10 protein-coding genes and 1 pseudogene are annotated in these 13079 nt (G+C 33.3%); 7 read left to right on the forward strand and 4 right to left on the reverse strand.

The window, feature by feature from the left end:
• Together GSY47_RS01190 and GSY47_RS01195 are read left to right on the forward strand one after the other, a co-directional pair.
• Positions 1-246: pseudogene (locus tag GSY47_RS01190) on the forward strand (IS3 family transposase); the annotation flags it as partial.
• Between the two features lie 2 nt (positions 247-248).
• Complete coding sequence (locus GSY47_RS01195; RefSeq protein WP_219071033.1) at positions 249-1085, forward strand: IS3 family transposase; 837 nt, start codon at positions 249-251, stop codon at positions 1083-1085.
• Positions 1086-1135: 50 nt separating this feature from the next.
• Here GSY47_RS01195 and GSY47_RS01200 read toward each other — a convergent pair whose 3' ends face one another.
• Positions 1136-1390 (reverse strand): type B 50S ribosomal protein L31, encoded by a 255-nt coding sequence (locus GSY47_RS01200; protein WP_011921626.1) that lies wholly within the window; start codon positions 1388-1390, stop codon positions 1136-1138.
• 250 nt (positions 1391-1640) lie between these two features.
• On the opposite strand from GSY47_RS01200, the gene GSY47_RS01205 reads away from it, so the two are divergent.
• The 5 genes from GSY47_RS01205 to GSY47_RS01225 all read left to right on the forward strand — a co-directional run bounded on the left by GSY47_RS01205 (position 1641) and on the right by GSY47_RS01225 (position 7888).
• A complete protein-coding gene (locus GSY47_RS01205) occupies positions 1641-2171 on the forward strand; it encodes a DUF4199 domain-containing protein (protein WP_179008239.1) in 531 nt (176 codons plus the stop codon).
• Between the two features lie 8 nt (positions 2172-2179).
• Entirely contained in the window at positions 2180-3136 is a 957-nt protein-coding gene (locus tag GSY47_RS01210) for a glycosyltransferase family 2 protein (RefSeq protein WP_179008237.1), read from the forward strand.
• A gap of 85 nt (positions 3137-3221) precedes the next feature.
• Entirely contained in the window at positions 3222-4949 is a 1728-nt protein-coding gene (locus GSY47_RS01215) for a phospho-sugar mutase (protein WP_179008235.1), read from the forward strand.
• Between the two features lie 279 nt (positions 4950-5228).
• Positions 5229-7058, forward strand: a complete 1830-nt coding sequence (locus GSY47_RS01220) for an ABC transporter ATP-binding protein (protein WP_179008233.1) — start codon at positions 5229-5231, stop codon at positions 7056-7058.
• Positions 7059-7186: 128 nt separating this feature from the next.
• The gene (locus GSY47_RS01225; RefSeq protein ID WP_179008231.1) at positions 7187-7888 is read left to right on the forward strand and encodes a DUF2971 domain-containing protein; all 702 of its coding nucleotides are present in this window, start codon (positions 7187-7189) and stop codon (positions 7886-7888) included.
• 188 nt (positions 7889-8076) lie between these two features.
• Here GSY47_RS01225 and GSY47_RS01230 read toward each other — a convergent pair whose 3' ends face one another.
• From GSY47_RS01230 to GSY47_RS01240, 3 genes are all read right to left on the reverse strand, one after another.
• Entirely contained in the window at positions 8077-8796 is a 720-nt protein-coding gene (locus GSY47_RS01230) for a CREC-EF hand family protein (RefSeq protein ID WP_179008229.1), read from the reverse strand.
• 90 nt (positions 8797-8886) lie between these two features.
• On the reverse strand, positions 8887-11352 hold the full coding sequence (locus GSY47_RS01235; protein WP_179008227.1) for a TonB-dependent receptor: 2466 nt from the start codon (positions 11350-11352) through the stop codon (positions 8887-8889).
• An 11-nt stretch (positions 11353-11363) separates the two neighbouring features.
• On the reverse strand, positions 11364-13046 hold the full coding sequence (locus GSY47_RS01240; RefSeq protein ID WP_179008225.1) for a M23 family metallopeptidase: 1683 nt from the start codon (positions 13044-13046) through the stop codon (positions 11364-11366).
• Positions 13047-13079 lie beyond the last annotated feature (33 nt).

A 13079-nucleotide genomic window follows, 5' to 3' on the forward strand; every position in this document is an offset into this window, starting at 1 on the left:
GTTTTGGTTTGGTTACGAAAATTTGGTAACTTAGACTGGAGCAAACCTAATCTTCTTTTTATGTCAAAATCAAAAGAAACTCCGGCACAGATTATCAAAAGATTAGAAAAAGAACTGGCAGATGAAAAACTGAAAAACATGGTTCTTAATACTATGATTGATATTTCTGACAGTCAATATGGAACTCAAATCAGAAAAAAGTTTTCTCCCAAACCATCAGAAGCATCCGGCAGGAAAAAGGAATAAGTATGTCCTATGCCTGTAGATTATTTGGGATAAGCCGACAATCGATTTATCAGCATGAATCACGTTTACTAATACGCGAAGAACAATTGCTCAAAGTTAGGGAACTGGTTGAAAAACAAAGAAGAATAATGCCTAGATTAGGCACAAGAAAACTTTATTTTTTATTGGAGCATTGTTTTGCTGAAAATGGAATTAAAATCGGTAGAGATGCATTTTTCAAGTATTTAAAAAGAGAGCAGCTGCTTATAAAGCCTGCAAAGAGTTATATTAAAACAACTTTTTCTAAACACTGGCTTCATAAATATCCTAATCTTCTAAAAGATATTAATGTGCATAGGCCCGAACAGGTCTTTGTAAGTGATATAACTTATGTAAAATCATATGAAAGAACCCATTATCTCTCATTAGTTACAGACGTTTTCAGCAGGAAAATTGTCGGCTATCATTTAAGTGACGATATGAGTGCAGAGAATGTTGTTAAAGCCCTGAAAATGGCAGTTAAAAATAGAAAAAACAAACTTGCACTTATACATCATTCAGACAGAGGGCTTCAGTATTGTTCCCAGATTTATCAGAATGAATTAAGAAAGAACAATATTGAACCATCAATGACCGATGGATATGATTGCTATCAGAATGCTTTAGCAGAAAGAATCAATGGGATTTTAAAGCATGAATTTTTAATCTATAAATGTAAATCAGCAGTAGAATTAAATAAATTAATTAAAGAATCTATAGAATGCTATAATCAAAAAAGGCCGCATTTAAGCTTGAAAATGAAAACACCTAATTTTGTATATCAAAAAACCAGCAAAGAGAACTTTACTGGTTTTAATTAATATTGTGAAACCTGTCAACCTATTTCAGGACGACTCAGTAAAAACAGCTATTATTTTTTAGCGTGTTTAGCGTATTTAGTTTTGAATTTATCAATACGTCCTGCAGTATCGATAAGTTTAGATTTACCAGTATAAAAAGGGTGAGATGTTCTAGAAATCTCCATTTTTACAACTGGATACTCAACTCCGTCAACTTCAATTGTTTCTTTTGTATCTGCAGTAGATTTAGTGATAAAAACGTCATCATTAGACATGTCTTTAAATGCAACTAATCTGTAATTTTCTGGGTGAATTCCTTTTTTCATCTTTTCTTTTATTTATTGTTTTAGAGTATTTTTATTTTGAAGCTTTTCCATAGATTAGAAAAAGGTATAAACAACTCTACTCTTTTTTGTTTAAAAATTTAATTATTTTTGAGTGTGCAAATTTACAATTCTTTTTTAATAAACAAATAGTTAGCACACTTTTTTTTAGTTTATTTCGAAAAGCTTTTTTTATATCCGATTATAGTGGGAATTACTATATTTGTGGATTAATTTTAAAACCTATAGAAATATGATTAATGAAGTTATCAAAAAGAATGGAATTACTTATGGAATCGCTTTAGGAGTTATTCTTGCATTAATTACGGCGACTCTTTACGCTATAGATCTTAAATTATTTGTTTCAGGCTGGATTGGCGGTCTTACTTTCGTTATTTATGTAGTCGTTGGAATCCTATTGCTTACTAAAACAAAAAAAGAAATCAATGGCTTTTTCTCTTTTAAAGATGCGTTCACCACTTTTTTTATAGCTACAATTATTGCTGTAGCGATTTCTTCATTATTTAGCATTTTATTATTTAATGTAATTGATCCCGAGGCAAAAAACACGCTAAGTGATTTATTAGTTAAGTATATGGCCGAAACTTTACAGAAGTTTGGAACTCCTGCTTCTGCTATAAATGAAGCTTTGACCAAAATGAGAGAAAACAATCCTTTCTCAGTAACAGAGCAATTAAAAGGACTTGTTTTCAGCATTATTGGTTATTCTATTTTAGGATTAATTTTAGCTGCGTTCTTTAAAAGCAAATCTACACAAGAATAAAAATATAAATGAATTTATCTATACTTATACCGCTTCTAAACGAGGAGGAATCACTTCAAGAACTCTATTCATGGATCATTAAAGTGATGCAATCTAACAATTACTCTTATGAAATCATTTTTGTAGATGATGGTAGTACAGATAATTCTTGGCAGATTATTGAAGGTTTTTCTAATGAAAATCCGAATGTAAAAGGCATTCGTTTTATGAAAAACTTTGGAAAATCTCAGGCTTTACATGCTGGTTTTGCAAAAGCAAAAGGTGATGTCATCATTACAATGGATGCCGATTTACAGGACAGTCCTGATGAGATTCCAGAACTATATGACATGATTACAAAAGAAAGATTCGATTTGGTTTCTGGATGGAAAAAGAAACGTTACGATTCTGTTGTAGCCAAAAATCTTCCTTCAAAATTATTTAACTGGGCAGCTAGAAAAACTTCTGGCGTTGAACTAAATGATTTCAACTGCGGATTAAAAGCATACAAAAATGTAGTAGTTAAAAATATCGAAGTTTCGGGCGAAATGCACCGTTATATTCCTGTTTTAGCTAAAAATGCCGGATTCGGAAAAATTGGTGAAAAAGTGGTTATCCACCAAGCTAGAAAATATGGTGAAACTAAATTCGGAATGGAACGTTTTATAAACGGATTTCTGGATTTAATTACAATTTGGTTTTTATCTCGCTTTGGAAAAAGACCAATGCACTTGTTTGGAGCAATGGGTTCCATCATGTTCATCATTGGATTTTTATCTGCTGGGTATATTGGCATTTCAAAACTATACCATATGTATAACGGAATGAAATATTCTTTGGTTACTAGTAATCCATGGTTTTACATCGCACTAACTACTATGATTTTAGGAACTCAGCTTTTCCTTGCAGGGTTCTTAGGAGAAATTATTTTAAGAACCAAAAACAATGAAGAAAGATATAAAGTAGCTCGTGAAGTGAATTTTTGACACCAATCAGGAAAAAAAAATCTTTTCACCTCAAATGAACCTTTGAAGAAAAACTATCTTTATCAAAACATAAAAGAAAATTTACATGAACATAGCACCTAATATTTTAAACGCTGTAAATGAATGGCTCACGCCTACGTTTGATCAAGAAACGCAGGCAGCAGTAAAAGAATTAATGACAACTTCTCCTAAAGACCTTGAAGAGAGTTTTTACAAAAACTTAGAGTTTGGTACTGGAGGCATGAGAGGAGTTATGGGAGTTGGAAACAACAGAATCAACAAATACACTCTTGGAAAAAATACTCAAGGATTATCCGATTACTTGCACAAAGTTTTTCCAAATGAACCTCTAAAAGTGGTTATTGCTTACGATTGCCGTCATAACAGTAATACACTAGCTAAAGTTGTTGCAGACGTTTTTTCTGCAAACGGAATTCAAGTTTATTTGTTTTCTGATTTAAGACCAACTCCAGAATTATCTTTCGCCCTTAAATATTTAAAATGCCAATGCGGAATTGTTCTTACCGCTTCGCACAATCCGCCGGAATACAACGGATATAAAGTATACTGGCAAGATGGCGGACAAATTGTTCCTCCTCAAGATGGTGAAATCATTCAAGTAATCGAAAACTTAGACTACGATAAAATCAAATTCAACGCGAACGAAAGCTTAATTCAATATATTGATACTGAAATCGACAAAGCGTTTGTAAAATCATCAATCGAGAACGCAAGTTTTAATACTCCGGCTGAAGCAAAAGACAATCTTCACATTGTTTTTACTTCTCTGCATGGAACTTCTATAAAATCTATTCCAGATGTTTTATCGCAGGCTGGTTATAAAAATGTCCACATTGTTCCTGAACAAGCGGTTCCAGATGGAGATTTCCCAACGGTAAAGTCTCCAAATCCAGAAGAACCTGAAGCTTTAACAATGGCTTTGGCTTTGGCCGATAAAACAAATTCTGATATCGTTGTAGGAACTGATCCAGATTGTGATCGTTTGGGTGTTGCCGTTAGAAACAATGACGGGAAAATGATTTTATTGAACGGAAACCAAACTATGGTTTTGATGACTTCTTTCCTTTTGAAACAATGGAAAAAAGCAGGCAAGATTAACGGAAAACAATTTGTTGGATCTACTATTGTTTCAACTCCAATGATGATGGAATTGGCAACAAGCTATGGTGTTGAATGCAAAGTTGGTTTAACAGGATTTAAATGGATCGCTAAAATGATCGTAGATTTTCCGGAACTTCAATTTATTGGAGGTGGCGAAGAAAGCTTCGGTTTTATGGTTGGCGATGCTGTTAGAGATAAAGATGCGGTTGCTGCCACTCTATTAATATGTGAAGTTGCTGCTCAGGCGAAAGCTGCAGGAAGTTCTGTTTATAAAGAACTTTTACAGCTTTATGTTGAAAATGGTTTCTACAAAGAATATTTAGTTTCATTAACTAAAAAAGGAATGGAAGGTTTAGAAGAAATTAATCAGATGATGATCAATTTACGTCAGAATCCTTTAAAAGAAATCAACGGTCAACGTGTAATTATGGTTGAAGATTACCAATCATCTACTGCATTGAATTTATTGACAAATGAAGAATCTTCTATGGATATTCCAAAATCAAATGTATTGATTTATTACACTGAAGACGGCTCTAAAATTTGCGCAAGACCAAGTGGAACTGAGCCTAAAATTAAATTCTATATCAGTGTAAATGCCGAATTAGAATCGGTTGCTGATTTTGACGAAGCAGAAAGTTTCTTAGATCAAAAAATACAGAACATCATTGCTGACATGCAATTGAAATAATTTTAAAAGAGAGTCATAAACTCTCAATATACTTAATATAATTCTGCGCTAAATCTTGGCACACTAGATTAAGTTCAATTTCCAGAACTCTGATTTACATTTAAAACAAATGCAAATCAGAGTTTTTTTGATAAAAAAAAGCCAAAAAAAATTGAAACCAAACCAATTGGATTAATTTTGTGAGGTAAAAACTCAACAAAACAATCTAATTATAACCAAAAAAAATGCTGCGATTCGAAAGAATCTTAGCATGAAAGAAAAAGTAATATTCAAATTTAAATGAGTAATTTCAAAAAAATAGTTCCTTTTATATATCCATATAAAAAATACGCATTCCTAAACATTTTCTTTAATGTTCTATATGCACTTTTCAGCACACTTTCTTTTGTATCATTAATTCCAATGATTCAGGTCTTATTTGACCAAACGAAGAGAAACACCATCAAACCAGTATATACAGGAATTAGTGAAATCAAGAAATACGCAGAGGATTCTTTGAGCTATTTCATCACAACCACAACCGATAACTATGGAGCAGGCCATACTTTAGGCATAATGGTTGCGGGTATTATTAGCATCTTCTTATTAAAAAACTTATGCGATTATCTTGCAATGTTTTTTATCAATTTCTTACGAAACGGAATATTGAGAGATATGCGAAATGCGATGTACAAAAAAACATTGGAACTACCCTTAGCTTTTTATTCTGAAAAGAGAAAAGGCGACGTTATTTCAAGAATTTCGGGCGACGTAAACGAAGTACAAACTTCTTTTCTAGCAATTTTGGAACTTATCGTAAAAGAACCTTTAACTATAATCTTTACGATTTTTGCCATGCTATACATTAGTGTTAAACTAACTGTATTCGTTTTTGTTTTTATTCCGATTTCAGGTTATCTAATTTCTTTAATTGGAAAACAGCTAAAAAAACAATCTACGAAAGCGCAACAAGAGCAAGGTACTTTTTTATCTACAATTGAAGAAACTATTGGAGGACTGAAAGTTGTAAAAGGATACAATGCAGAAAATTACTTTAACTCTGTATTCCAAAATTCCACAGACCGTTTCTTTAAATTATCCAACAGCATTGGAAACCGACAAAATCTTGCTTCTCCTGCCAGCGAATTCATGGGAATTTTGGTTATTACAATCTTATTGTGGTTTGGAGGACAAATGGTATTAATTGACAAAACATTAGACGCCGCTTCTTTCATTGGATACATGAGTTTAGCTTACAACATCTTAACTCCTGCAAAAGCAATTTCTAAAGCTTCTTATGGTGTAAAAAGAGGAAATGCCGCGGCAGAACGTGTTCTTGAAGTTCTGGAACAAGAAAACACCATCGTATCAAAGGAAAATGCTGTTGAAAAAACAACTTTTGATGACAATATCAACGTTCAGAATATAAACTTTAAATACGAAGAAGAAACGGTTTTAAAAGATTTTTCTCTTCAAATCAAAAAAGGGCAAACTGTTGCGCTTGTTGGTCAGTCTGGAAGTGGAAAAAGTACAATCGCTAATTTATTAACTCGTTTTTATGATGTTACAGACGGTTCAATTTCTATTGACGGAATCAACATCAAAGATATAAATCTCCAATCGCTTCGTGGTTTAATGGGATTGGTTACTCAAGATAGTATTTTATTCAATGATACGATTAAAGCCAATATTTCATTAGGGAAATTAGACGCTACAGATGATGAAATTATCGAAGCATTGAAAATTGCTAATGCTTACGAGTTTGTAAAAGATCTCCCAAAAGGAATTTATACTAATATTGGAGATAGCGGAAACAAACTTTCGGGTGGTCAAAGACAACGTTTATCTATTGCCCGTGCGGTATTAAAAAACCCACCAATTATGATTCTAGACGAAGCAACATCAGCATTGGATACTGAAAGTGAAAAATTTGTTCAGGTTGCGCTTGAAAACATGATGCAGAACAGAACTTCGATTGTAATTGCACACCGTCTTTCGACAATTCAGAAAGCTGATGTGATTGTTGTAATGCAGAAAGGAAAAATTGTAGAACAGGGAACTCACGAAGAATTAATTGCTCACAACGGCACTTACAACAAACTAGTTACAATGCAGTCTTTCGAATCGTAAAACCATATCCAGATCAAAATATCTTACACAGATTAAGTAAATATTAAAACTTAGTTTAATATCCTTAATCTGTGTTTATTTTTATAACTTTAGGTTGGTTAAAGAATAAATCATTTAATCTCAAGAAAATGTATCTTAGCAACCCCAACCTTACACTTCCTAAAGACCCTGACACTATAGTTTGGAAATATTTAGATTTATCAAAATTTCTGGATTTACTGCTTTCTAAAAAACTCTTCATGTCACGATCTGACAAATTCGAAGATCAATACGAAGGTACTTTCAGCGAGCCTACCTATGAAGAGATTAAGAAATTAGCTATTGATAATCCTGAGTTTCTTAATTATTACAAAATACATCGGGAACAAGTTGCTGTAAGTAGTTGGCATATTAATGAATACGAATCATTTGCCATGTGGCAGATTTTCACTCAAAACAGTGAAGGACTTGCCATTCAGTCTACAATTGGGCGATTGCAGAAAGCGGTTAAACCTGAAAACAATTTTGATCAGTATATTGGAGAAGTCAATTATATCGATTACAAAAAAGAATATATTCCTTTTGAAGATTTATTCTTTCCCTTTTTATTCAAAAGAAAAAGCTTTCAATACGAAAGAGAAGTCCGCATTCTAACTGATACCTCAAAAAGCACTATAAAGCTCAACGATGGTTTAAAAATCAATGTCGATATTAATCAATTAATCGAAAAGATTTACATTCATCCAAAATCTGAAAACTGGTATAAAAAACTGGTTATTGAATTGGTGGAACGCCTTGGATTTGATTTCGAAATCGAAAAATCAGATTTGGAAAGTGACATATTGATCTAGAGACGCTAAGGTTCTGAGATACTAAGATTCTAAGTTTTCTTAGCCACAGATTAAAAGGATTAGAAGGATTCTTTTTCATTTAAAAAAAGAAGAAAGCCTGTTAAAAATTAAATTTTCAACAGGCTTTCTTTATGTCAAATATTAGAAAATCTTAGCATCTCAGTCCCGATAGCTATCGGGATAGCAACTTAAATAGGTTTATAACTTTTCACTTCCCATTTTTTTGAAGCTAAATCTATGTAATTATAATGTAAAACGTCATTTTTATCAAACTGACCATTTTGGTTGGTATCTTCAATTGTTCTAAAATACAGACGGTTTTTAGATTCGATTAAATTCCAGTCTACCAGTTCTTCCAGATCTGCTGAAACTTTGGTGAAATTTTCTCCGCTGATATCACTTAAGTATAAAGTTTTAATATCACTGGTATCGATTTTCCCATCTTTGTTGGTATCAGAATCTGTCAGTGTATAAACCATTACATTGTTATGAGTTTTATCTGCAACGGTTTTTAAATACGTTGCGGTTAAAATCAAAACTGGTTTATCAGACAAAGGACGAATAGAATCTGAATCTACTTTTTGGAATTTCAAATTCTGCAGATAACCTGTAATTTCATATTCGCCTAAATTAGAAATCGTGAAACTCACATCGTTTACGCTTGACGATCCGTAACGTGCTTTTGAGCCTCTTTCAAAAACTCTTAAATCGCCAACGGGATGGATCAAGTAATTAGTTCCTTCCATTTGGATCGGAAGATCAGCAATTTCAATTTGAGTCGTATCTGTTTTTGCAATACTTACTTTGTTTGAAACATCATAACTTACTTTTGGCTTTTTTACTTCCTCTCGGCAACTAATTACGGTTCCGACAAGGATTAGGGCGATATATTTAAAATACTTTTTCATCTACAACGATTATATACGATTATCAAATATACTATTTTTGATTGTAATTTCTGTTTTTATTGAATTTTACTGAGTAATTCGAGTTAAGGATTATAACCTCGCATTAATCTTAACGTTAAAAACCCTCGAAGTCATATAATTTGGAATCGCATATTGATTTTTAGAATACACATCACGAACCCAGGTATTTGTAATAGCATTTTGATTATTGAAAAGATTGAAAATTTCTAATCCTACAGCTAATTCTTTAAAGTTTTTCAGCCAGCCTTTTTTCGTGTTTTGCGTACTACTGTCAACGAAAACTTTTGCAAAACCAATATCAGCTCTTCTATAATCATTTAATCTGCTTTGATACAAATATGGGTCAGAATAAGCTGGTGCTCCACCCGGAAGTCCTGTATTGTAAACTAAATTCAAATATACTTTTACACTTGGAATATTCGGCATATAGTCCTGAAACAACATGGCAAACTTTAGTCTCTGGTCGGTCGGACGGGCAATATATCCTTTGTTTTCGTAATTTTCCTCCGTTTTCATATAACCAAAACTCACCCACGATTCTGTTCCTGGAACAAATTCCCCATTCAGCCTAAAATCTAAACCTTGCGCATACGCTTTTGCATTATTATTGGCTACATAACGAATTCGGACATTATCAATCGAGTATACATTGACATCAGAAAGCGATTTATAATACAGTTCAGTCACCCATTTAAAAGGACGGTTCCACATTCTAAAATTATAATCGTTGCTCAAAACGACATGAACCGCTTCCTGCGCTTTCACATTCGGATTTACAACACCATCTAAATCACGAAGTTCTCTGTAAAATGGAGGTTGATGATATAATCCTCCAGAAATCCTAAAAACCATATCACGATCCCAATCCGGTTTTATGGCAAACTGCGCACGCGGACTTACAACGGTCTGATTTTTTCCTTCTTCAGAAGCTCCTGAAACATTCCAGCTTTGAAAACGGGCTCCAAGATGATACCAAACTCTGCTCGAACCTATTTCAGATTGTTTATTCCATTGAGCATAACCAGAAAACCTATTGATTGTATTGAAATTTGTGGCGCGAATATCCTGATAAGGCAATAACGGTCCAGTATAAGGACTATAAGGCTGATTATTTTCTGGCAAAATTGCGATTGGCGGATTTATAGAAAATCCAGCAGAATCAATCATTTCCCACTCTACTACTCTATCCCAAATAGATTCTCTAGTATATTTTAAGCCAAATTCCAGCTGACTTTCTTTCCACTCTTTTGTCCCTTTTAATTCGATATTAGCAATTAATGCATCCAAATCATTTCGGGCATGATTTAGTTGCGAACCAATTCCACGCGTAAAATCAATTGTTGATGGATCTGTTGGATTTTCAGGATCAACATTTCCTAAACGATATTGCGCTAAAATATCAAAATGTTCTTTTTCTGTCGTATGAAATAAGGAACCAATTAGTTTTAGCGTAAGCGAAGGCGAAGCTTTATAAGTTGTTTTCAAAGCTCCGAAATACGTATCATACTGATCTTTTTCCTGTCCCTGATAATAAACAGCAAGTGCCATCGGTTGATCAATTGTTCCGAATTTGGTTTCGCGTGTTAAAGGCTGATACAGATATTTGTTTTCTGAAATATTTCCAAGAAAACTCATCTGCCACTTTTCAGAAATATCATAATTAATATTAGTCTGAATATCTGCAAAAGTTGGTGTATAATTCGTTTGTGTATCCTGGCTATTTACCAACAGACTATTATTTCGGTAACGAACTCCCGTTACAGCTGACCATTTTTTATTTTCAGAAACCAAATCTACAGAAGCGCTTCCGCCCAAAAAACTGGCTTCAAAAGAAGCGCCGAACTGAGTAGGTTTTCTATAAGTAATATCTAGAACAGAAGATAATTTATCTCCAAATTTCGCCTGAAATCCACCAGCAGAAAAATCAACATTTTGTACCAAATCGGTATTGGTAAAACTCAAACCTTCCTGTTGTCCTGAACGAATTAGAAACGGACGGTAGACTTCGACCTCGTTTACATAAACCAGATTTTCGTCATAATTTCCGCCACGAACCATATATTGTGAACTTAACTCGTTATTAGAGTTTACCCCTGGAAGCGTTTTCAATACATTCTCGATTCCTGCGTTAGCACCTGGAATCTTTTTTATGGTTTCGGCATCAATAGTAGCAATTCCTTGAACTCGTTTTCTATTTCCAGAAGAAACAAAAACCTCTCCCATTTGCTCCTGCGAATTGTTCATAATCGGATTAAAAACGAAAACTTCATTTGTTTTTAAACTGACTGTTAAGCTGATCATTTTTAAAGAAACATGGGTAAATATCAAAGAAACCTTTCTATTGGAAGGAACTGTCATTTCAAAAAAACCATTTAAATCAGATTGTACTGAATTTCCCTGCGAAGAAACATTGACACTTGATACTGGATGTTTTTCTGAATCTAAAATTACTCCTTTAATACTGGCCGTCTGTGCTAATGAAATACTGCTGACAAGTACGAAAAGAAAAGCGAATATAAACCTGTTATGACTCAAAGATTAGGATTTTATTTTTGTTGACTTCTAAAAAAATGAGTCTCAAAGATAGTAGTATTTCCTACATTATCAACAACTTCAACTTTTAAATCATTGGCGCCTTCATTCAATAAAGCATCATCAAAAACATGCGTAATTCTTCTTGCTTTATTTTCATATTCAAACAAAACCCAATTTCCGTTGATATAACCGTTATATGATTTTATTCCAGACAAAGAATCACTAATTGTAAGATCAATTTTCTTTTGATCACTAATCCATTTGTCCTGAATTGGCTTTGCAATTTTTACAACTGGCGCAATAGTATCTAAAACCAAACCATACTGACCTAATATTTTAGCTTTCGCTGTAAACACATCACCTTTCCTAATCGTTCCGTTATGGCTCGTTCCTCTTCCGATATATAATTTATCTCTTAAGTTTTCCGGATACGAATCATCTTTTATTGTTATGGTAAAATTGGAATGAACTGGAACAGTATCATCATGAATGTAGAGTTTTTTGTTTCGAACATCAAAGTTCATATTAAAATCTTCATAGAAAGTTCCAGCCGGAAAAAATACCGACATATTGTCTTTTTCGAAATTTGAATCTTTGTTATATCGAACAAAATAAGGAGAAGTAACCGATTCAGCATTTACAATTGGGGTTGCGCTATCAAACTCAATTGGCACAGTAACCGTTCTTAAATTTCCGAAATAGTCCGAAACTTCGATTCTGTAAGTCGAAGCCAGATTCGGTTCTGTTTTTATAATACCGCGAAGTGAATCTGTTTTAATAATACTCAAAGCAAAAGGCGTTTTCATAAAAAGCTTCTGCACACGTTGACTTGTTTTTTTGTATCTCGAATAATCAATAAAAGCATTGATGTAACGCATTTCATCAAAAGAATAGGTATTAAACTGATAGTTATAATTTTGATTTCCGTTTAAAAAACTGGTCACATTAAAAACACCATTTTTATTAAAAGAAACGTCATCTGTATCTATGGCATTGATACCGAAACCAATTTTCCCGTTTGCTTTTACTTTTGAAGCTAAATAATTTCCGTCTTTCTGAAGTGTCATAGCCAATAACAATGGTTGTTTAGACTGATTCACAGTTGCGTTATCCAACGGATAAACATACAAACTTGACAAAGTTGGCTTTTTGGTATCTTTTATATTTTGGTCAAAGCCAAAGAAAATTGGATTAATTACAAATTCTGTTTTGGTATCACGAATTTCGAAATGCAGATGCGGACCTTCAGATGAACCGGTATTTCCTGAAAGCCCAATTATATCACCTTTTGCAACAGGAAGTTCTCCTGGCTTTGGAAACATCTCAATTTCATAAGCTCTCTCTTTGTAATGAGTTGCTTTTACATAATCTAAAATTGCCCCAACTGGCGTTTGTAAATGCCCATAAACAGAAGTGTATCCATTAGGATGGGTTACGTAAATACATTTTCCATTTCCAAAGGTTGAAATTTTAATTCTCGATACATAACCATCAGCAACTGCGTGCACACTCAATCCTTCTCTCTGATTGGTTTTTAAATCAAAACCAGCATGAAAATGGTTAGGTCTTAACTCTCCAAAGTTACCAGAAAGCTGCATTGGAATATCAAGCGGAGGGCGGAAATAGTCTTTAGGATATTGCGTTTGAGCAAATATAAAATTACAAATCAAAAGGGTAAGTACAGAAAATCTCATAAGCAACATTTTTGCTAAGATAAAAAATTAACA

The sequence above is a fragment of the Flavobacterium quisquiliarum genome (assembly GCF_019308285.1).
Taxonomy (GTDB): Bacteria; Bacteroidota; Bacteroidia; order Flavobacteriales; family Flavobacteriaceae; genus Flavobacterium; species Flavobacterium quisquiliarum.